Origin of the sequence: Dietzia sp. MNB45, from assembly GCF_051994785.1 — a bacterium.
Taxonomy (GTDB): domain Bacteria; phylum Actinomycetota; class Actinomycetes; order Mycobacteriales; family Mycobacteriaceae; genus Dietzia; species Dietzia kunjamensis.
Map to the genome: position 1 here is coordinate 940,898 of NZ_CP163397.1, position 20,175 is coordinate 961,072.

Annotated in this window: 18 protein-coding genes and 1 riboswitch; of the genes, 8 read left to right on the forward strand and 10 right to left on the reverse strand. The window is 71.0% G+C overall.

Annotated elements, in window-relative coordinates:
- Positions 1 to 27: 27 nt before the first annotated feature.
- The gene (locus AB5G72_RS04555) at positions 28 to 3,351 is read left to right on the forward strand and encodes an error-prone DNA polymerase (protein ID WP_227022321.1); all 3,324 of its coding nucleotides are present in this window, start codon (positions 28 to 30) and stop codon (positions 3,349 to 3,351) included.
- Positions 3,352 to 3,362: 11 nt separating this feature from the next.
- On the opposite strand, the gene AB5G72_RS04560 is transcribed toward AB5G72_RS04555, so the two are convergent.
- A complete protein-coding gene (locus tag AB5G72_RS04560; RefSeq protein ID WP_200841548.1) occupies positions 3,363 to 4,394 on the reverse strand; it encodes a C4-dicarboxylate ABC transporter in 1,032 nt (343 codons plus the stop codon).
- A 135-nt stretch (positions 4,395 to 4,529) separates the two neighbouring features.
- Here AB5G72_RS04560 and AB5G72_RS04565 point away from each other — a divergent pair, with 135 nt between their 5' ends.
- Complete coding sequence (locus AB5G72_RS04565) at positions 4,530 to 5,927, forward strand: FAD-binding oxidoreductase (RefSeq protein ID WP_182608649.1); 1,398 nt, start codon at positions 4,530 to 4,532, stop codon at positions 5,925 to 5,927.
- A gap of 171 nt (positions 5,928 to 6,098) precedes the next feature.
- The gene (locus AB5G72_RS04570) at positions 6,099 to 6,545 is read left to right on the forward strand and encodes a hypothetical protein (protein ID WP_317471284.1); all 447 of its coding nucleotides are present in this window, start codon (positions 6,099 to 6,101) and stop codon (positions 6,543 to 6,545) included.
- A gap of 48 nt (positions 6,546 to 6,593) precedes the next feature.
- On the opposite strand, the gene AB5G72_RS04575 is transcribed toward AB5G72_RS04570, so the two are convergent.
- The 5 genes from AB5G72_RS04575 to AB5G72_RS04595 are packed head-to-tail and all read right to left on the reverse strand — an operon-like array spanning position 6,594 to position 10,454.
- The gene (locus AB5G72_RS04575; protein ID WP_259821697.1) at positions 6,594 to 7,304 is read right to left on the reverse strand and encodes a metal-dependent transcriptional regulator; all 711 of its coding nucleotides are present in this window, start codon (positions 7,302 to 7,304) and stop codon (positions 6,594 to 6,596) included.
- A complete protein-coding gene (locus AB5G72_RS04580) occupies positions 7,301 to 8,170 on the reverse strand; it encodes a metal ABC transporter permease (RefSeq protein WP_440221094.1) in 870 nt (289 codons plus the stop codon). Before AB5G72_RS04580 ends, AB5G72_RS04575 begins: the two co-directional genes overlap by 4 nt.
- A complete protein-coding gene (locus AB5G72_RS04585) occupies positions 8,167 to 8,964 on the reverse strand; it encodes a metal ABC transporter ATP-binding protein (protein ID WP_440221095.1) in 798 nt (265 codons plus the stop codon). The genes AB5G72_RS04580 and AB5G72_RS04585 overlap by 4 nt, the downstream gene beginning before the upstream one ends.
- Positions 8,961 to 9,947: a metal ABC transporter substrate-binding protein gene (locus AB5G72_RS04590; protein WP_440221096.1), complete on the reverse strand. Its 987-nt coding sequence runs from the start codon at positions 9,945 to 9,947 to the stop codon at positions 8,961 to 8,963. Before AB5G72_RS04590 ends, AB5G72_RS04585 begins: the two co-directional genes overlap by 4 nt.
- A 33-nt stretch (positions 9,948 to 9,980) precedes the next feature.
- Positions 9,981 to 10,454: a tRNA (cytidine(34)-2'-O)-methyltransferase gene (locus AB5G72_RS04595; protein WP_120286204.1), complete on the reverse strand. Its 474-nt coding sequence runs from the start codon at positions 10,452 to 10,454 to the stop codon at positions 9,981 to 9,983.
- 59 nt (positions 10,455 to 10,513) lie between these two features.
- Between AB5G72_RS04595 and AB5G72_RS04600 the strand changes: the two genes are divergently transcribed.
- Both AB5G72_RS04600 and AB5G72_RS04605 read left to right on the forward strand, forming a co-directional pair.
- Complete coding sequence (locus AB5G72_RS04600; RefSeq protein ID WP_440221097.1) at positions 10,514 to 11,371, forward strand: bifunctional methylenetetrahydrofolate dehydrogenase/methenyltetrahydrofolate cyclohydrolase; 858 nt, start codon at positions 10,514 to 10,516, stop codon at positions 11,369 to 11,371.
- Positions 11,372 to 11,378: 7 nt separating this feature from the next.
- A complete protein-coding gene (locus AB5G72_RS04605; RefSeq protein ID WP_120286202.1) occupies positions 11,379 to 11,732 on the forward strand; it encodes a DUF3017 domain-containing protein in 354 nt (117 codons plus the stop codon).
- 398 nt (positions 11,733 to 12,130) lie between these two features.
- On the opposite strand, the gene AB5G72_RS04610 is transcribed toward AB5G72_RS04605, so the two are convergent.
- The 4 genes from AB5G72_RS04610 to AB5G72_RS04625 form a co-directional block, all read right to left on the reverse strand.
- Positions 12,131 to 13,060, reverse strand: coding sequence for a type IV toxin-antitoxin system AbiEi family antitoxin domain-containing protein (locus AB5G72_RS04610; protein ID WP_206474535.1), 930 nt, complete (start codon positions 13,058 to 13,060; stop codon positions 12,131 to 12,133).
- A gap of 325 nt (positions 13,061 to 13,385) precedes the next feature.
- Positions 13,386 to 13,823 carry a hypothetical protein gene (locus AB5G72_RS04615; protein ID WP_301162951.1) on the reverse strand — a complete coding sequence of 146 codons (438 nt, stop codon included), beginning with the start codon at positions 13,821 to 13,823 and terminating at the stop codon, positions 13,386 to 13,388.
- A complete protein-coding gene (metX, locus tag AB5G72_RS04620) occupies positions 13,820 to 14,989 on the reverse strand; it encodes a homoserine O-acetyltransferase MetX (protein ID WP_440221098.1) in 1,170 nt (389 codons plus the stop codon). The genes AB5G72_RS04615 and metX overlap by 4 nt, the downstream gene beginning before the upstream one ends.
- Positions 14,990 to 14,998: 9 nt before the next feature.
- Positions 14,999 to 16,333 (reverse strand): O-acetylhomoserine aminocarboxypropyltransferase/cysteine synthase family protein, encoded by a 1,335-nt coding sequence (locus AB5G72_RS04625; protein WP_154830326.1) that lies wholly within the window; start codon positions 16,331 to 16,333, stop codon positions 14,999 to 15,001.
- Between the two features lie 53 nt (positions 16,334 to 16,386).
- A riboswitch (SAM riboswitch) is annotated at positions 16,387 to 16,502 on the reverse strand.
- A gap of 156 nt (positions 16,503 to 16,658) precedes the next feature.
- On the opposite strand from AB5G72_RS04625, the gene AB5G72_RS04630 reads away from it, so the two are divergent.
- From AB5G72_RS04630 to AB5G72_RS04640, 3 genes are all read left to right on the forward strand, one after another.
- On the forward strand, positions 16,659 to 17,882 hold the full coding sequence (locus tag AB5G72_RS04630) for an NADP-dependent isocitrate dehydrogenase (protein ID WP_269502312.1): 1,224 nt from the start codon (positions 16,659 to 16,661) through the stop codon (positions 17,880 to 17,882).
- A gap of 140 nt (positions 17,883 to 18,022) precedes the next feature.
- On the forward strand, positions 18,023 to 18,895 hold the full coding sequence (locus AB5G72_RS04635; protein WP_067712517.1) for a bile acid:sodium symporter family protein: 873 nt from the start codon (positions 18,023 to 18,025) through the stop codon (positions 18,893 to 18,895).
- A gap of 50 nt (positions 18,896 to 18,945) precedes the next feature.
- Positions 18,946 to 20,166, forward strand: coding sequence for an MFS transporter (locus AB5G72_RS04640; RefSeq protein WP_440221099.1), 1,221 nt, complete (start codon positions 18,946 to 18,948; stop codon positions 20,164 to 20,166).
- Positions 20,167 to 20,175: the final 9 nt, after the last annotated feature.

Sequence of the window (20,175 nt, forward strand, 5' to 3'; positions counted from 1 at the left end):
CCACCGACACCGGGCGGGTGAGCACCGGTGAACTGGTACCACGGACCCAGGACGTGGTCGGAACTCGAACGGGTGCTCTCCGGACGACCGGGCCCGCGAGGGGCCGAGAACCCGCACCCCGGCGACGGCAGCGACGCCCCCGCCTGGTCACGCAAGCGTGGCGGGTACACGGCCCCTCCGCGGGCCCGCGCCCGGGGGCGAGTGCCGTACGCGGAGCTGCACGCCCACACCGCGTTCAGCTTCCTCGACGGGGCCTCCTCTCCCGAGGCCATGGCCGAGGCGGCGGCGGAACTGGGGCTCACGGCGCTCGCGATCACCGACCACGACGGGTTGTACGGGGTCGTGCGCTTCGCCGAGGCCGCCTCCGAGCTGGGACTGGCCACGGTGTTCGGGGCGGAACTCTCGCTACCGGGCGGCGAGCACCTGCTGGTCCTGGCCAGGGGTGAGGAGGGCTACCGGCGGTTGTCGCGCTCGATCGCCCACGCCCACCTGCGGGGTGGGGCAAAGGGCGAACCGCGGTACGAGATGACCGAGCTCGCGGAGGCGGCCGGCGGTCACTGGTATGTGCTCACCGGCTGTCGTCGAGGCCGGGTCCGTCGGTCCCTGGAGCGCGGCGGGACGGGGGCGTCCGACTTCGACATCCCCGCTGCCGGTGCGGCCCTGGACCAGCTCGTCGAGCTGTTCGGTCAGGACAGGGTGGTCGTGGAGCTGACCTGTCACGGGGTTCCCGAGGACACGGAACGATGCGACGCGTTGGCGGGTCTCGCCGCGCAGGCGGGCCTGCCCGTCGTCGCGACCACCGCTGCCCACTGCGCCGGGCCGGAGGACGCGCGACTGGCCTCGGTCATGGCGGCGCTCGGTGCGCGCGACGCACTGGAGACCCACGCAGCGCACCTGCCCGCCGCGGGCGGGGCGCACCTGCGCTCGGGCGAGGAGATGACGGAACTGTTCGACCGCTGGCCCGATGCCGTGGCCGGGGCGGACAGGCTGGGCCGGGAGTGCGCGTTCGACCTCCGGCTCATCGCCCCGCAGCTACCTCCGTTCGACGTCCCCGAGGGTTACACCGAGGACACGATGCTCGCCGAGCTCGCCTACGCCGGCGCCGCCCGTCGCTACGGGACACGCGAAGAGGCCCCGGAGGCGTATGCGCAGATCGACCGCGAACTACAGGTGATCGCCGAACTGGGCTTTCCCGGGTACTTCCTCGTCGTCCACGACATCGTCGAGTTCTGCCACCGCGAGGGCATCCTCTGCCAGGGCCGCGGCTCGGCCGCCAACTCGGCGGTCTGCTACTCGCTGGGGATCACCAACGTCGACCCGGTGCGCGCCCAGCTGCTGTTCGAGCGGTTCCTGGCGCCGGAGCGCGACGGCCCGCCGGACATCGACGTGGACATCGAGTCCGGCCGTCGGGAGGAGGCCATCCAGTACGTCTACTCCCGGTACGGCCGGAACCACGCCGCCCAGGTCGCCAACGTCATCACCTACCGCGGACGATCGGCCGTGCGGGACGTGGCCCGGGCCCTGGGCTACTCCCCGGGGCAACAGGACGCGTGGTCGAAGAGCGTCGACCGGTGGTCGGGGTTGAAGAACCACGAGAGGGAGGCCACCGAGCACACCGTCCCGCCCGATGTGCTCGCGCTGGCACGGCGGCTCGTCGGACTGCCCCGCCACCTGGGGATCCACTCGGGCGGCATGGTGATCTGCGACCGCCCGGTGGCGGACGTGGTACCCGTCGAGTGGGCACGCATGCCGGGACGGACGGTCCTGCAGTGGGACAAGGACGACTGCGCGGCGGTCGGGCTGGTCAAGTTCGACATGCTGGGCCTGGGCATGCTCACCGCACTGCATCACGCCATCGACCTCGCGGCGGAACACAAGGATCTCGACGTGGACCTGGCCCGGTTGGACCTCGCGGATCCGCAGGTCTACGAGATGCTGTGCCGGGGCGACTCGGTGGGTGTGTTCCAGGTGGAGTCCCGCGCACAGATGGCCACCCTGCCCCGGCTCCGACCGCGGACGTTCTACGACCTGGTGGTCGAGGTGGCGCTCATCCGTCCCGGCCCCATCCAGGGCGGGTCCGTGCACCCCTACATCCGTCGCCGCAACGGCCGGGAGAAGGTGGTGTTCGACCACCCCGCGCTGGAGGAGGTGCTGGGACGCACGCTGGGGATCCCGCTGTTCCAGGAGCAGCTCATGCAGATCGCCACCGTCATCGCGGGCTTCACCGGAGCGGAAGCCGATCAGTTGCGCCGCGCGATGGGGTCCAAGCGGTCACCCGAACGGATGGCCCGACTGAAGGAACGGTTCTTCGACGGGATGCGCGACCTGCACGGGATCGGCACCAGCCCGCCTGGGACCCCGGTCACCGGGCCGGAGGTGGGGGAGCGGATCTGGGAGAAGATGTGCGCCTTCGCCAACTACGGCTTCCCCGAGAGCCACTCCCAGTCCTTCGCCGCCATCGTCTACTACTCCGCATGGTTCAAGTGCCACCACCCGGCGATCTTCTGCGCGGCGCTGCTGCGCAGCCAGCCCATGGGCTTCTACTCGCCGCAGTCGCTCGTCGCCGACGCCCGCCGGCACGGTGTCACCGTGCACCGCCCGTGCGTCAACCGCTCACTCGGTGGGGCCACCTGCGAGAACGATGGTGCCGAGGTGCGCCTCGGACTGGAGTCGGTCCGGGCGATCGGTGAGGACCTGGCCACCGCGATCGCCGATGAACGCGACACCCACGGCCCGTACACCTCCGCCGCCGACCTCGCCGGCCGCACCGGCCTGTCCGTCCGGCAGATGGAGGCACTCGCCACCGCCGGGGCGCTCGACTCGCTCGGCACCGGGGGCCGTCGGTCCGCCCTGTGGTCGGCGGCCACCGCGGCCCGCGAGAAGCCCGGCATGCTGCCCGGGCTCAGCCAGGTCGACGCCCCGGCCCTGCCCGGCATGAGCGTCCTCGAACTCACCTCCGCCGACCTGTCGGCCACCGGGATCAGCCCCGAGGAATACCCGACCGTCCACGCCCGGCCGTGGCTCGACTCCCGCGGCGTATGCACCACCGCCGGGCTCGCCCACGTCCCCGACGGCAGCCGCGTCGAGGTCGCCGGAGCCGTCACCCACCGTCAGCGTCCCGCCACCGCGGAGGGCGTGACCTTCCTCAGCCTCGAGGACGAGACGGGCATGACCAACGTCGTGTGCTCGGTGGGACTGTGGGCGCGATACCGGCCGATCGTCTCCGCGTCCCCGGCGCTCATCGTCCGCGGCACCGTGGAGAACCGCTCCGGCGCGGTCAGCGTGGTGGCGGACAAGATCGAACGCCTGCACCTGGGTATGGCCATCGGTCGCAGTCGGGACTTCCGGTGAGCCGCCCCCGGTCAGGCGGCCCGCGCCCTCGCGATCGCCCGCACACTGGCGACCGCGCACAGCGACCAGATGACGATCAGCACCATCACCGTGAACACACTCGCCGCATCCCAATCCAGGTAGAACGACCCCAGGGCGCACGTCGACAGCGGGTACGCCATCGCCCACCACCCCGGATTGAACGGCATGCGCGCCAGGAAGCCCCTGATCGTGGAGAACACCGCGTAAGCGCCGAGCCCGGCCCCCGCCACCAGCACCGAGGCGGCATAGGCCCGGGCGACACCCCCCAGGGTCGCGCCGAACAGCACCTGCGCGGCGGCCGCGGACTGACCCACGATCCCCAACGGGATCCACGTCGTGGTCGCCAACTCCACCGGGACGGGAGTCCGAAACCAGGCGTGGTGATACGTCCTGGCGATCACCGCGCCGCCCAGCACCAGGGCCAACACGAAGCACACCGAGCACGCGCCCACCAGAACCGACCGGACAGCCTCCGAATCGACGTGCCTGGACATCAGGCCCCCCGCACCCGCGGACACCATCGGCGGCACCACCGGCAACGCCCACGTCGGCAACGGATGGTCGGGACGGGCGGTGACCAGCCACACGGTGAACCTCAGCGCGGTGGCCAACCCCAGCACGGTCCCCGCAGCCCACAACGCCGCGTCCACCCCGAACGCGATGGTCGACAGCGCCGGCGCGCGGGCATCGACCACCACGAAGGACGCGGAGCCCACCGCGAGCAACCCCATCGAGACCATGCCCCACAGCGGCAGCATCGCCGCATCCCGGACCGAGGACGTCCACATGTCCGGGGCGCGCGCCACCGATCGCGCGAACCCCGCGCCGAGCCCCAGCAACAGAACCCAGCCCAGGATCACCATGACCACCGCGGCCGGCGCGAAACCCGGAACCCGCACCGCGTGGATCTGCAGGAGCGTCGCCAGACCACCGGTGCCCATCACGGCACCGAACCAGGCGGGGCCGGGCCCCGGGACGGACGGGGCCGCGGGCGCTGATCGCGGTCCCCGGCTCGTGGTCACCAGGACACTATGCCCGCACCTCGTCGTTGCCCGAAAATCCGGGGGGGACAACGACATCCGCCGCTCCGTCGCGCCCCGGCGAGCGACTGCCCGGATCCCCGACGCCCACGGGCACGACACCGTACGTTCGATCCCATGAGCGCCCCGACCGCCTCCCGTGGCCCCGATCCCGCCGCCCCGCTGGATGAACTGCGAGCCCGACTCGACACCGCGCGGATACTCACCGACCCGGACCTTCTGGAGGGCTACCGCCAGGACTGGGCCAAGGCCCCCGACCCGGGCCTGCCCCTGGCGGTGGTCCGGGCCCGCACCACCGAGGACGTGCAGGAGGTCCTGCGCTGGGCGAGCGCGCACGGCGTCCCCGTGGTCCCGCGGGGTGCAGGATCCGGCCTGTCCGGCGGCGCGACGGCGGTCGACGGCGGGATCGTGCTGTCCACCGAACTCATGCGCGACATCGACGTCGACCCCGTCACCCGGACGGCCACCGTCCAACCGGGGCTTTACAACGCCGAGGTCAAACGGGCCGTCGCCGCGCACGGTCTCTGGTACCCGCCGGACCCGTCGTCCTATGAGATCTGCTCGATCGGCGGCAACATCGCCACCAACGCCGGCGGACTGTGCTGCGTGAAGTACGGGGTGACCACCGACTACGTCCTGGGGATGACGGTCGTGCTCGCCGACGGCACGGCGGTGCGCCTGGGCGGGCCGCGCCTCAAGGACACCGCCGGGCTGAGCCTGACCAAACTGTTCGTCGGCAGCGAGGGGACGCTGGGGATCGTCACCGAGATCATCCTCCGGCTGATCCCGGAGCAGCCGCCGCGCTCGACGGTGGTGGGGATCTTCCCCGACGTGGTCGCCTGTAGTGAGGCCGTGCTGGCCATCACCCGGCGGATCCGCCCGGCGATGCTGGAGTTCATGGACACCGTCTCCATCCGGGCCGTCGAGGCGGACCTACGGATGGGCCTGGACACCACGGCGGGGGCGATGCTCCTGGCCCAGTCCGATCTCACCGGTCCCGACCGCGCGGCCGAGACCGGGTTCATGGCCGAGGCGTTCCGCACCCACGGCGCCACCGACGTGTTCGCCACCGACGACCCCGACGAGGGTGAGCAGTTCACCATGGCCCGCCGGGCCGCGTTCACCAGCCTCGGCAAGACCGGCACCCTGCTGCTCGAGGACGTGGGCGTGCCCCTGCCCTCGCTGCCCGATCTGGTCGCCGGGATCGAGGAGATCTCCGCCCGCCGTGACATCCCGATCGCGCTGGTCGCGCACGCCGGGGACGGCAACACCCACCCCATCATCGTCCTGGAGGACGACGACCCGGACCGGGCCGAACGCGCCCGGATCGCGTTCGGTGAGGTGATGGACCTCGCGATCGGGATGGGCGGGACGATCACCGGCGAGCACGGGGTCGGTCGGCTCAAGGCCCCGTGGCTGCCCGCCCAGCTGGGGGAGGACGTCATGGAGCTGAGCCGGCGCATCAAGTCCGCTCTCGACCCGCAGGGCATCCTCAACCCCGGGACGATGCTGTAGCGGCCGGGCGGGTCGGGCGGCCGGGCGGGTCGGGCTACTGCAGCCGCGAGCCGCCCGGCTGCGGGCGACGCGAGCCGCCCCAGCTGCGGGCGACGCGAGCCGCGGGAATCAGGTCCGATCCCGGGGAAATCCCCGATGTGCGGCCGTCACCGGTCGGCGAGTATCGGGTTCATGGCGACCGACCGACTCAGCCTCCTGCTCTACCGGGCGTTACTCCTGTCGACCGCGGCGGTGGCCCTGGGGCTGGGAGTCGCCGCCGGGCTCGAGGCACCCACCATCACCCCGGAGTACCAACTCACCGCCTATTGGCGGGCCTACGGCCTGCTCGTCTTCGCCGCCCTCACCGGCTACCTGGGTGCCACCCCGCCCGGGGCCGCCGTGCTGTGGGTGGTCGTGGTCTTCCACAAGGCGTCCATGACCATGACCGCCGTGCTCCTGCTGCGCCACGAGGTGGCCGGGGCACCGGCCGCCGCCGCGGTCGACGGGGCGATCGTCCTGGCCACCCTCGTCGCACTCGGCCTGCGGTGGCCGGCCGCGCGGGCGGCCCACCCTGACCGCTCGGCCAACGCCACTGCTGCTCGCACGAGAGCGCCGGTCACCGTCTCCCGAGCGGTCTGAGCGACCGCGGGCGGTGGGTCCGCCGCGGACCTCGTCGTCGTGGTCGGCTCAACCGTCGTCGTCGGATCCCGTCCCGGCGGTGACCCGGACGCGCACCGCGGCGGCTACCGGCGTCCCCACCTGGACGAGGCGCCCGCCCAGGGACACCCCGATGATCCCCAACTCCACCTGTCGGGAGACAACCTCGACGGGCGAATCGGGGCGCAGGCCGATCTCCGCGAGGTGGCGCAGGACGGCGTTGTCGCGATCGGAGACCCGGGTCACGACACCTGTAGCGCCTTCCGGGGCCTGATCCAGCGGGACGTCCCCGAGGGGGTCGACCCGCCCGTCGCGCGTGGGGATGGGGTCACCGTGCGGATCGCGGCGCGGGTGGTCGAGGAACTCGTCGAGGGCGTCGACGAACCGGTCGGACACCACGTGTTCGAGCGCGTCGGCCTCGGCGTGGACCTCGTCCCACGGGTAGTCCAGGCACCGGGCCAGGAACGTCTCGATGATCCGGTGGCGGCGCACCATCGCCACCGCGAACGACCGCCCGGCCTCGGTGAGCTCGACGGGCGCGTAGGGGCGGTGCTCGGCCAGGCCCATCGCCACGAGTTTGCGCACGCCCTCGGTGACGGAGGAGGGGGACGCCCCCAGCCGTTCGGCCAGCGCGCCGGACGTGACGGGGTCGCCGCCGGACCCCAGCGCGTGGGCGGCCATGAGATAGGCCTGGATCGTCGGGGTGAGGTCGGCGAGCCCGGTCGGGTGGTCGACGGTCATGCCGACATCATCCCCGACCGCCGCGCGCGCATGCCGGCCGCCGCCCGGGGGATGACCCCGCGCCGGGGCGCGAACAGCTGTACCGCCGTGAAGATGACGGCCTGGGTGAGGACCACGACGGCGCCCGGGGGCAGGTCGGCGTAGTAGCCGACGTACAGCCCGGTGACACCGCCGACGAGGGCGACGACGACGGCGAGGATCATCGTCCCCCGCATGGTGTCCGCCACCAACTGGGCGGTCGCGCCCGGGATGATGAGCGTCGCCACGACGAGGATCACGCCCACCGACTGGACCCCCGCCACGGTCGCGGTGGCGAGCGTCGCCAGCAGGAGGGCGGTCAGTGCCCGGGTCCGCAGTCCCAGTGTGTGGGCGTGGAGTCGGTCGAACGCCACCATGACGAGGTCACGGCGGAACGCCAGCAGCACGATGACCGTGAACGCGGAGACCACCATCACCTGGACGAGTTCGGAGTCGCGGACGCCCAGCACACTGCCGAACAGGATCGAGTGCAGGTCCTGCTGGGTGGGGAAGCGGGCGATGAGGATCAGGCCGAGGGCGAACAGGGCCGTGAAGACGATGCCCATCGCCGCGTCCTCACGCACCGTTCCGCTCTCGCGCACCGCGCCGATCATCGTGACCGCGACCAATGCGGCGACCAGGGCGCCCACCGCGAACGGGGTGCCGGTCATCGCGGCGATCACCACCCCCGGCAGGACCGCGTGGGACACGGCGTCACCCATGAGCGACCATCCCATGTGGACCAGCCAGCAGCTCAGCAGGGCGCCGGCGATCCCGGAGGCCGTCACCACGATCAGGGCGCGGCGCATGAAGTCGTAGCTCATCGGCTCGGCGAGCAGGTCGATCACGGCAGCGCTCCCTCGGTGACGGTGCGCTCGGCGGTCCCGGTCTGCCGGGCGCCGAGCAGGGTGGACAGGATCTGCGGGGTGGTCGTCTCGGCGACTGGGCCGTGGGCGATGAGGGAGCCGTTGAGCAGGGCCACCGAGTCCGCGAGCCGCTCGACGGTGCCCAGGTGGTGGGTGGAGACCAGCGCGGTGCGCCCCTCGGCCGTGAGCTCGCGCAGCACGTCGATGTACACCTCCTCGCTGCCTGCGTCCATCCCGTTGAACGGCTCGTCGAGCAGGAGCAGGTCGGCCTCCTGTGCCAGGCAGCGTGCCAGCAGGACACGACGGCGCTGACCGCCGGAGAGTTCGCCGATGCGGCGGGCCGCGAGCCCGGACAGTCCCACGCGGTCGAGGGCTGCGGCCACGGCGGCGCGGTCGGCGGCGCTCGGTCGGCGCCAGGGGCCGGTGTAGTGACGACGCCCCTGCATGACCACCTCGGCGGCGGTCACGGGGAAGCCCTCGTCGAGCCCGTCGGCCTGGGGGACCGCCGCCACCCGGCCGCTGCGCAGGGCGCGCCGGACGGACGACCCGAGGACGCGGGCCGTCCCGGCGGACGGGGTCACCAGGCCGAGCATCGCCTGCAGCAGGGTGGACTTGCCGGAGCCGTTCGGGCCGAGCAGGACCGTGATCTCGCCGCTCGGAACCGAGAGGGAGACCGAGTCGAGGGCGCGGACCTGGCCACGGTCCACGGTGAGGTCGGTGACGACGACGGGGGGCGGCCCGGTGAACGGCGAGTACGGCAGTGGTCGGTCGGTCATGGCGTCAGCTCCCGGGAGATGATCTCGAGGTCGTGGTCGAGCAGGTCCAGATAGGTGGGGACCGGTCCGGTCGGGCCGGAGAGCGAGTCGACGTACAGCAGGCCGGCCAGGTGACTGCCGGTCTCGTCCGCGACCTGCTGCATGGCGGCGTCCGACACCGTCGACTCGCAGAACACGGCGCCGATCTCGCGCTCGCGGATCTCGTCGATCAGGGCGGTGATCTGACGGGGCAGCCCCTGGTTCTCGCTGTTGACCGGCCACAGGTACAGCTCCTCGAGGCCCAGGTCGCGGGCGAGGTAGGAGAAGGCGCCCTCGCAGGTGACCAGCACACGCCGGTCCTCCGGGACGGACTCCACGGCCGCGCGGGCCCGGTCCGTCATGTCCTCCAGTTCCCCGATGTAGTCCGCCGCGCGGGCGGTGTATCCGCGCTCGCCGTCCGGGTCGAGGTCGGAGAGCGCCGCGGCGATCGTGCGGATGTACTCGGCGCCCTCGAGCGGCGACATCCAGGCGTGCGGATTGGGCCGGCCGGTGTAGTTGCCCGCTCGGACGGGCAGGGGATCGACCCCGTCGGAGGTGACCACGTGGCGCGCGTCGGTGCCGTCGATGAAGCGCAGCAGCCAGTCGTCCATCCTGAGACCGTTGCTCACCACCAGATCCGCGCCCTCGACCCGCTTGAGGTCCTCGACGGACGGCTCGTACTGGTGCACGTCGGCGCCCGGGGTGGTGACGGACTCCACCTGCACCCGGTCCCCGCCCACCCGGCGGACCATGTCGGCGAGGACCGTGAACGTCGTGGCCACCACCACCCGGCCACCGGTGTCGGCGAACCGCGGTCGGTCGTCCACGTCGGCCGCACCTGTGGGGCCGACCGTGCACGCCGAGATCGCCGTGATGCAGGCGGTGACCGCGGCGGCGGCGACCGCCACGGCGGACGGGCGGACACCACGAAAATTACGGGCACCGCCCGGACGGAATTTCGGCATGCCGAAATTCTAAGTCATGTGGGCGGAAAGGTGCTAGCTGCCGGCGTAACCGTGCTGGCGCCAGGCCTCGTAGACGGCCACCGCGGCCGCGTTGGACAGGTTCATCGACCGGCGACCCGGCAGCATGGGGATGCGCACAGTCGCCGTGACCCGATCGTCGGACAGCACCTCCTCGGACAGGCCCGTGGGCTCGGGCCCGAAGAGCAGGACGTCGCCGGGGGAGAACCGCACCTCCGGGAGCGCCAGGTCCGCCCTCGCGCTGAAGGCCCAGACCCGCGCGGGCAGGAGGCTCGCGTACGCGGCCTCGAGATCCTCGTGCACCTCCACGTGGGCGAGGTCGTGGTAGTCCAGCCCCGCACGCCGCAGCTGCGGGGCGGAGAGGTCGAAGCCGAGCGGGCCGGCGAGATGCAGCTCGCAACCCGCCCCCGCCGCCATCCGGATCGCGTTGCCCGTATTGGGCGGAATGCACGGACGATCGAACAACACACGCACACCCACACCGGTCATGGGGCCATTCTCGCAGCGCCGTGCCGACGGACCCGCCGGGGAGTGGGATACTGGTCCGCGTGACCGCGATCAAGCTGGACGGAAAGCTCACCCGCGACGAGATCGTCGCCGACCTCACCGCACGCGTGACCGCGTTGCGGGACAAGGGCATCACCCCGGGACTGGGCACCGTCCTGGTCGGGGACGACCCCGGTAGCCACTCCTACGTGAAGATGAAGCACCGCGACTGCGAGCAGGTCGGCATCGCCTCTATCCGGCGTGACCTGCCCGCGGACACCACCCAGACCGAGCTCGAGGCCGTGATCGACGAACTCAACGCCGATCCCGCGTGCACCGGCTACATCGTGCAGCTGCCGCTACCGAAGCACCTGGACGAGAACGCGATCCTCGAGCGGATCGATCCGGACAAGGACGCCGACGGCCTGCACCCGGTGAACCTGGGCAAGCTCGTGCTGAACGAACCCGCGCCACTGCCGTGTACCCCCAACGGCAGCATCCACCTGCTGCGTCGGTTCGGGGTGGGGCTCGACGGCGCGCACGTCGTGGTGATCGGGCGCGGCGTCACCGTGGGCCGTCCGATCGGGCTCATGCTGACCCGGCGCAGTGAGAACGCCACCGTCACCCTCTGTCACACCGGGACACGCGACCTGGCGGCCGAGACGCGGCGGGCCGACGTGATCGTGGCCGCTGCGGGCGTCGCCCACATGGTGACCGCCGACATGGTGAAGCCCGGAGCCGCGGTGCTGGACGTCGGCGTGTCACGGTTGGACGGCAAGCTCGCCGGGGACGTGCACCCGGACGTGTGGGAGGTCGCGGGGGCGGTCTCGCCCAACCCGGGCGGCGTGGGCCCGCTGACGAGGGCGTTCTTGCTGAGCAACGTGGTCGAGCGCTGCGAGCGGCTCGACTCGGGCGACTAGGCCCCCGATGACCCACCCGGCTCCCGACCGGCCCCGTGACGGGGCGACCGACGCGAGGCCGCGCCGTACGCGGCCTGCGCGTCTGACGTGGGCGCAGGTGCGGGCGCAGTGGCCACTCGCGCTCGTGCTGGCGGGGGTGATGGTCGCGCTGGGGTTCGTGATCCTGGAGCGGTGGCGACGCGGCGCGTTCCTGCTGGGCGTGGTCGCGCTGGCCGCGGCGGTCCTACGGGCGGCGGTGCCTGATGAGCGGGCGCGGTTGCTCGGGGTCCGGGGACGGACCTTCGACGTCGCCTTCTACACCGGGCTCGCCGTCGTCATCCTGTGGCTGGCGACATCGGTCGACTCGCTCGGCACCGGGTAGCGGAGCCGGGTCTGCGCGGACGCCTACGCCGAGTCGGCCGATTCTGCACCGGCTGACGGCGGCCGGGTCTGCGCGGACGCCTACGCCGAGTCGGCCGATTCTGCACCGGCCTGCCGTCGCGCGCCGTTGCTATCGCGGGCCGTTGCCGTCGCGCGCCTGTGTTCCACCACGCGCGTGCCCTGCCGCATCCGCCGAACCCCCGCGCCACCTATCGGATGGCGAGTCACCCAGCGGGTCCGATAGGTGGAGGGCGATCAGATAGGTGGCGGGCGATCCGATAGGTGGCGATCACGTGGCGTTGCTTCTGGCCATCGTCGGCCGGCAACCCGGTCGGCAATCAAACACGTCGGGCAAACACGTCGGGGCCGAGTCCGCTCACGATAGGGCAGGTGGTCTGGTCACGCGGCTGCGGAGAAGAGCACCCGCTTGATTCGCGCAGCCAGGACATGAGGCTCCTCGAGATCACGCCACCGCCAATGTAAGACTCGATAGCCGAGTGCCATGAGTTCGGCATCGCGATCCTTCTCCATCCCCAATCGATGCCGTGTCTCTGCGGGGGTCAGCCCCTCGAAGTACTTACCGAAACCGTCACATTCTCCCACCACGCCGTACTCGGGCCACAGGAAATCCACGCGCGCTACTCTGATGCCGCGGGAGTTGACGATGTCGACCTGGATCTCGGGCTCCGGCAGGCCGTGGTCACGGAATGTCAGCCGGCTCAGGGTCTCTGCCACACTCTCGCTCCGCCCGTCCGCGAGGCTCAGCGAGTGTCGGGCGCGCCTGATCCCGCGACGGCCCGCGGACTTTTCCAGAGATTCTTCGAGCGCGATCCTGGTGACGAGTTCGCCGTGGAGCGCAGCATCGGCAACCGCCACGCAGGCATCCCTGTTCGTCGAGATCGCGATGTCCGACACTGTTCGCGCCGGAGTGGTGACCCGCAATCCGTTGACCGTCGTGACCTCACCGGCGAGATCAGGAACAAAGCGGAAGGTCGTCAGATCGGTGGTGCGGGATCGCGGTGACGCCCCCTCCTCGCACACCGCGACCTTTCGCAGCGGCAGACCCCAGTCCGGAAGACCGTGGATGAGAGCCGCAGATGCGTGAGAGAACACCGGCGAGTCAAGTGCAGTGTTCGTGGCCAGAACCGACAGGAGGTGGCGGTCACGCCGGCAGAGATCGCGTGCTCTCTTCTCTACGAAGAACCCGGGTCTGAGCCGGATCAGATCGCCGGATCTCACAGCGCGGCTCAGGCTGTGGCTCGTCATTCCACGGCTGAGCAGCCGATCGGTGGTGAGGAGCAGAGGGATCAGATCGTCTGGTGTGTTCATGCCCCGATGATCGTGGCCATCTCGCAGGGAGATCGGCTCAGTGCCGTCTGACGACGGCCGCCTGTGGAGACCGAAGGGCCTGGGGGAAGAGGGCCCGCGCTTCACGTATCCCGCGCGGAGCAGCGAGAACGGCGCCTATCGCGATCCGCGGGGGGACGATCTCACGATCATCGCATCGCCGCAGAGCAGATTCCCTCCGCGGCCAGGTTTCCTCCGCGCCGGTGTGGATCACCTATCGGATCACGCGCTGCCCTTGGCACCCGATGGGTGGCGCGACGCCCGATGGGTGGCGTTCTGGAAGGGCGGCGCGACGGAGGGGAGCGAGTCAGCGGAGCCTGAGAGGTACGCCCTCGCGGACGTGGTCGCGTACCCCTGGCGAGACGAGGAGAAACCCCATCGCCGTCAGGGCGAGCAGGGACGAGACCGTGCCGACGACGGAGATGAAGGTGACGCTGTCCACCACCATCCGCGCCAGCGAACTGAGAGCGAGCAGGGCCACGGCCGCCCCGATCACGATGCGGGCGGCACGGTGGGCGCGCCACAACAGGACGGCCCCCACGACGAGCACGAGTCCCAGGACGAACGCGGAGGCGGCGGAGGCGATGGCCGGGCCGAAGCCCGTCGTGTCGTGACCGCCGGAGGCGGTGGCGGTGAGTCCCAGCAGGGTGGCGAACCCGATCGCCATCCCGATGACGCCGAAACCCGCCGCGAGGCCGGCCAGCCCCATCACGGCCGGGCGGGGGGTGTGGTCGTGGTCGTTCACGCATGACCTCGCGTCCGGTCGGAGGTGCCCTGCTCGGCCAGTTCGAGAGTGCGCTCGAGCATCGGTCCCACCACGTGGTCCTCCGTGAGGAAGCCGTCGTGGCCGGCGGGACTCTCGATGACCACGAGAGGGTCCGCACCGGGGAGCAGGTCGGCCAGTTCGTGCTGTTGCCGTAGCGGGTACAGACGATCGGTGGTCACGCCGCCGATCACGCACGGGACCGGGCAGGTGCGCAGTGCCTCCTCGACGCCGCCCCGGTCCAACCCGACGTCATGACGGTTGAGGGCGTCGGTGAGCAGGACGTACGTGCAGGCGTCGAAGCGGGAGACCAGCTTGCCGGCCTGGTGATCGAGATAGGACTGCACGGCGAAGCGGCCCGACATGGACAGGTCCTCGCCCCGGGGGTCCTCACCGGGTTGGGGCCGGTTGGCGAAGCGCTCGTCGAGTTCGACCTCGCCCCGGTAGGACAGGTGCGCGATGCGTCGCGCGATTCCCAGGCCGGTGACCGGGGTGCGGCCGGTGCCGTGGTATCCGCCCTGCTGCCAGTGCGGGTCCGAGGTCACGGCCATGATCTGGGCAGTCTGGATGCCGATCTGGTCGGCGGAGGCGCGGGCGCCGACGGCCAGGACGCACGCCGCACGGACGCGGTCCGGGTACGTGACCATCCACTCGAGCGTCCGGGCGCCGCCCATGGAGCCGCCGATCACCGCCGCCCAGCGGCCGATCCCCAGCAGGTCCGCCAGCAACCGCTCGGACTCGACCATGTCGCGCACCGAGACGGCCGGGAACCGCGCGCCCCAGTAGTGGCCGTCGGGGTGGAGCGAGCTCGGCCCCGTCGACCCCCGGCAGCCCCCCAGGACGTTCACGGACAACACGCAGTAGCGGTCGGTGTCCAGCGGGAGTCCGGGCCCGACGAGCCCGTTCCACCACCCCGGGGTGGGGTGCAGGGAGTCGACCGGCCCCACGACGTGCGAGTCACCGGTGAGTGCGTGTTCGACCAGCACGACGTTGGACCGGTCGTCCGCGATCCGCCCCCACCGCTGGACCGCGAGGGTCACCCCCGGGAGGACGACACCGGTGACCAGCGTGATGTCGCCGAGGGCGACGTGGCCGAGGGTGCCGTCGCCCGGGGGCAGCAGCGCGAGCGGATCGAAAGAGCGGACCATGGGGGCGGGTCAGGAGATCGCGGCGAAACCGAGCTCGAGGTCGCCGATGAGGTCATCGGCGGACTCGATGCCCACCGACAGGCGGACGGTCGCGAGGGTGATCCCGGCGATCGCGTTGGCCTCGGGGGTGCCCTGCGAGTGGGTGGTGGTCGCGGGGTGGCACACGAGTGACCGCACGTCACCGATGTTGACCAGGCACGAGTGCAGCTTGAGGGCGTCGATGAACGCCCAGGCACGGGCCTTGACATCGTCGTCGGACGTGCCCTCCGGCACGGCCAGGTCGAACGTGACGATCGCGCCGGCGCCCTTGGGGGCCAGCTTCTTCTGGAGCTCGTGGTAGGGCGAGGAGGCCAGGCCCGCGTACTGGACCTTGGCCACGTCGGAACGGGCCTCGAGCCACTCGGCTATCCGCTGCGCGTTGGACACGTGGCGCTCGACCCGCAGGCTGAGCGTGTCGATGCCCTGGGCGAGGGTCCACGCGTTGAACGGGGAGGCCGCCGCGCCGGTGTCACGCAGGAGGGTCACCCGGGCCTTGAGCGCGAGAGCGGGCGCGCCGAGATCGGCGTAGACGAGGCCGTGGTAGGCCGGGTCCGGGGTGGTGAAGGACGGGAAGACGTCCTGGCCGTCGCGCTGCACACGCCAGTCGAACTTGCCACCGTCGACCAGGACGCCGCCGAGTGAGGCCCCGTGTCCACCGAGGTACTTGGTGGCTGAGGAGACCACCACGTCAGCACCCAGCTCCAGCGGGCGGATGAGGTAGGGGGTGGCCACGGTGTTGTCGATGACGAGCGGAACCTGGTTGCGGTGCGCGACCTCGGCGATGGCCGGGATGTCCAGGATGTCGTTGAGCGGGTTCGAGATCGACTCGCCGTAGAAGAGCTTCGTGTTGGGGCGCACGGCCGCCTCCCACGAGGCGGGGTCGTCGGGGTTCTCGACGAACGTCGTCTCGATGCCGTACTTGGGCAGGGTGTGGCGCAGCAGGGTGTCGGTGCCGCCGTACAGGCGGGGGGACGCCACGACGTGGCCGCCGGACTGGGCGATCGCCTGCACGACGGCGGTCTCGGCCGCCTGTCCCGACGCGAACAGCAGACCCGCGACGCCGCCCTCCAGCGAGGCGATGCGATCCTCGACCGCTGCCACGGTGGGGTTGGTGATGCGGGTGTAGATGGGGCCCATCTCTGCGAGCGCGAAACGGTCGGCCGCCTGCTTGGCATCGGCGAACACGTACGAGGTGGTCTGGTAGATCGGCAGATTCCGGGCTCCGGTGTCGGAGTCGACGGGCTGCCCGGCGTGGATCTGACGCGTCTCGAAGGCCCAGTCCGTATTGCTGTTGTCGTAGGTCATAGGGGCGGAGCCCCTCCTCTCATCGAAAAGGGTCCGCCCGCTTGACGACAGCGGACCCGCGCTTGCCCGTCACCCGGTCGGGTGGTGGCCAGGTCGTCTCCCGGGGCACCCCACCGCGGTGGAGGGTTGCCGTCCAGCGAGCCGGGGCTTTCCGCTGGAACTCATGACCTGGGGTCAGGCTAGCCTAAGCCGCTCGACGGAGGCAACGAGGGGTTACCCGTCGCAGCGGCGGCTCCGGACCGTGCCGAGCAGTAAAGTGAGACCTACGTCACGTAAGGACCGACAGCGTCGGCCCCACAAGGGCCGGGCGGGGAAAGAGGATCCGATGTCGAAGATCAAGGTCGACGGGACCGTCGTGGAACTCGACGGCGACGAGATGACCCGCATCATCTGGAAGTTCATCAAGGACGAGCTGATCCACCCCTACCTCGACGTGGATCTCGAGTACTACGACCTCGGCATCACCAGCCGTGACGCGACGGACGACCAGATCACCGTCGACGCGGCCAACGCCATCGCCAAGCACGGCGTCGGCGTCAAGTGCGCGACCATCACGCCCGACGAGGCCCGCGTCGAGGAGTTCGGGCTCAAGCGGATGTACCTCTCACCCAACGGGACCATCAGGAACATCCTCGGCGGGACGATCTTCCGCGCGCCGATCATCATCTCCAACGTCCCGCGACTGGTCCCCGGCTGGACCAAACCGATCATCGTCGGCCGCCACGCCTTCGGCGACCAGTACAAGGCGACCGACTTCAAGGCCCCCGGCCCGGGAAAGGTCACCATCACCTACACGCCGGCCGACGGGTCCGAGCCGATCGAACACGAGATCGTGAACCTGCCCGAGGAGGGCGGGGTGGTCATGGGGATGTACAACTTCACCAAGTCGATCGAGGACTTCGCGCGGGCCTCGTTCAACTACGGTCTCGACCGCGGGTACCCGGTGTACCTGTCCACCAAGAACACGATCCTGAAAGCCTACGACGGCGCGTTCAAGGACATCTTCCAGGACGTGTTCGACCGCGAGTTCAAGGACGAGTTCGACAAGGTCGGCCTGACCTACGAACACCGCCTCATCGACGACATGGTGGCCTCCGCGCTCAAATGGGAGGGCGGCTATGTCTGGGCGTGCAAGAACTACGACGGTGACGTGCAGTCCGACACCGTGGCCCAGGGGTTCGGCTCACTCGGTCTGATGACCTCCGTCCTGCTCACCCCGGACGGGAAGACCTGCGAGGCGGAGGCCGCCCACGGCACCGTCACGCGGCATTTCCGGCAGCACCAGGAGGGCAAGGCGACCTCCACCAACCCGATAGCCTCGATCTTCGCGTGGACCCGGGGTCTCGAGCACCGCGGCAAGCTCGACGGCACCCCGGAGGTCATCGAGTTCGCCCACCAACTCGAGGACGTGGTCATCAAGACCGTCGAGGAGGGGCAGATGACCAAGGACCTCGCGCTGCTCGTCGGCGATGGCCAGGAACACCTCACGACGGAGGAGTTCCTCGCGGCGCTGGATGAGAATCTCAAGCGCACCCGAGCAGAGGCCTGATCCCGCGCGCCCACCGTTCGGCGACGACCCCGCGCCCGCCGGTGTGGGGTCGCGGCGGCGCCCGATCGGTTACCGTAGTCGGACAGTGGTCCACGTCACAGGCGTGGCCAGCCGTTCCGTCGTGAGCCCAGGAGACGTCCGTGGATCAGAGCCCCTTGGTCGATATCGGCCTGCCGATCGCCCTGGCCATCATCATGGTCGGCATCGGGTTGAGTCTGACCAGGGAGGACTTCGCGGTCCAGGCCAGATCGCCCAGGGCCACGATCGTCGGACTGTTCGGCCAACTGGTCCTGGTTCCGCTGGTCGGTGTCGGTGTGGCCCTGCTCTTCGGCCTCACGCCGATGCTGGCGCTCGGGGTGGTGCTCGTGGCCGCGACGCCGGGCGGGGCGACGTCGAACCTCATCACTTATCTCTCCCGCGGCAACGTCGCCCTCTCGGTCATCCTCACCGCCCTCACCTCCGTCGCCGTCATCCTCACCCTGCCGATGTGGTTCGGCATCGGCGCGCGCCTCATCCCCGGAGCCGCGGACGAGGAGGTGACCGTCCCTCTCGGCCAGACCTTCGGGCTCCTGCTGGGCGTCATCCTCATCCCGGTCGCGATCGGGATGATCCTCCGTGCCAGGAGGCCCGCGCTCGCCTCCCGCATCGAGCGCTACGTCGGGATCGTGGGCCTCGTCGTGCTGGTCCTGCTCATCGTGGGGATCGTCCTCGGCGAACGGGACCGGATCGTCGACCTCGTCGTGACCGTCGGCCCCGCCGTGATCGTCCTCAACCTCGCACTGATCGTTCTCGGCGGCCTCCTGGCATGGGTGAGCAGGCTGAGGCGGGCGGAGCAGATCGCGATCGCCGTGGAGTTCGGCATCAAGAACACCACCCTGACGCTGTTGATCGCCTTCACCGTGATCGGTGACGAGGAGGTCGGGCTCGCGGCCGCCGTCTACAGCATCGTCATGTACGTCACGGCGTTCGCGCTGGTCTACGGTGGCCGACGCCTCATGCGCACCGCCCCCTGATCGGGCTGACGTGGCAGGCCCGGCCGGGGTGGTGGGCGTAGCCTTCGTCGGTGACCACGAGCCCCGCAGCCGCCCCGGCGCCGGACACCGAGCCCGCCGCACCCACCCCTCGCCGTGTGGCGCTGGCGATCCTCGCGCTCGCGCTGGGCGGGTTCGGCATCGGCGTCACCGAGTTCGCGGCGATGGGACTGCTGCGGTCGATCGCCGAGGGCTTCGGGCTCACCGAACCACAGGCCGGCAACGTCATCAGCGCCTACGCGCTCGGCGTGGTCGTGGGTGCCCCGCTGCTGACCGTGTGGACCTCACGGTGGCGGCGCCGCACCCTGCTGCTCGTCCTCATGGCGATGTTCACCGCGGGCAACGTCGCGGCGGCCTTCGCCCCGGCCGCCGAGATCCTGGTGGCGGCCCGGTTCGTCGCCGGAATCCCGCACGGGGCGTACTTCGGGGTCGCCTCCCTGGTGGCGGCCTCCCTCGCGGGTCCCGGACGGCAGGCGCGGGCGGGGTCCCAGGTGCTGCTCGGACTGTCGGTCGCGAACGTGATCGGTGTCCCGGCGGCGACCTGGCTCGGGGAGACGATCGGGTGGCAGTCCGCCTTCCTCGCGGTCGGGGTGATCGGCGCGCTGACCGTGGCGGCCATCTTCGTCGTCGTCCCCGAACCCACGGGGACGGTGGTCGTCAGGGCGCGCGAGGAGCTCGCCGCGTTGGCGAGGCCACAGATCCTGGCGACGCTCGCCGTGGGGTCCGTCGGGTTCGGCGGCATGTTCGCCGTCTACACCTACATCCAGTGGACGATGGTCGACGTCGCCGGGATCGATCCCGGCTGGATGCCCGCGGTGCTCGCCGTCTACAGACTCGGCATGGTGGCCGGCAACCTGCTCGGCGGTGTGGTTGCGGACCGGGACCTCGACCGCGGGCTGGTCGCGATCGCCGCGGTGATGACCGTGGTGCTGGCGCTGTTCGCCGTCGCCGCGCACCATCCCGTCACGGCGCTGGTGGGTCTGTTCCTGGTGGGCACGACCGGATCCGCGTTGGTGCCGGGGCTGCAGTCCCGACTGATGACATACGCGGGCAGGGGACAGACGCTCGCCGCCTCGCTCAACCACTCGGCCCTCAACGCCGCCAACGCGCTGGGCGCGTGGCTCGGCGGGGCCGTGATCGCGCTGGGCTTCGGCTACACGTCCCCGGCGCTCGCCGGGGCGGCCCTGGCGGCGGCGGGTCTCGCGATCCTGGTGGGCGCGGTCTGGGCGGCGCGGCGGACGGCGACGGGGTAGCCGAACCGT

Excerpts from the sequence above, each read along its gene's own strand:
- AB5G72_RS04565 (WP_182608649.1), top strand. The coding sequence starts at position 4,530 with ATGAGCGCCCCGACCGCCTCCCGTGGCCCCGATCCCGCCGCCCCGCTG.
- AB5G72_RS04570 (WP_317471284.1), top strand. The coding sequence starts at position 6,099 with ATGGCGACCGACCGACTCAGCCTCCTGCTCTACCGGGCGTTACTCCTG.
- AB5G72_RS04575 (WP_259821697.1), bottom strand. The coding sequence starts at position 7,304 with ATGACCGTCGACCACCCGACCGGGCTCGCCGACCTCACCCCGACGATC.
- AB5G72_RS04585 (WP_440221095.1), bottom strand. The coding sequence starts at position 8,964 with ATGACCGACCGACCACTGCCGTACTCGCCGTTCACCGGGCCGCCCCCC.
- AB5G72_RS04590 (WP_440221096.1), bottom strand. The coding sequence starts at position 9,947 with ATGCCGAAATTCCGTCCGGGCGGTGCCCGTAATTTTCGTGGTGTCCGC.
- AB5G72_RS04595 (WP_120286204.1), bottom strand. The coding sequence starts at position 10,454 with ATGACCGGTGTGGGTGTGCGTGTGTTGTTCGATCGTCCGTGCATTCCG.
- AB5G72_RS04605 (WP_120286202.1), top strand. The coding sequence starts at position 11,379 with ATGACCCACCCGGCTCCCGACCGGCCCCGTGACGGGGCGACCGACGCG.
- AB5G72_RS04610 (WP_206474535.1), bottom strand. The coding sequence starts at position 13,060 with ATGAACACACCAGACGATCTGATCCCTCTGCTCCTCACCACCGATCGG.
- metX (WP_440221098.1), bottom strand. The coding sequence starts at position 14,989 with ATGGTCCGCTCTTTCGATCCGCTCGCGCTGCTGCCCCCGGGCGACGGC.
- AB5G72_RS04625 (WP_154830326.1), bottom strand. The coding sequence starts at position 16,333 with ATGACCTACGACAACAGCAATACGGACTGGGCCTTCGAGACGCGTCAG.
- AB5G72_RS04630 (WP_269502312.1), top strand. The coding sequence starts at position 16,659 with ATGTCGAAGATCAAGGTCGACGGGACCGTCGTGGAACTCGACGGCGAC.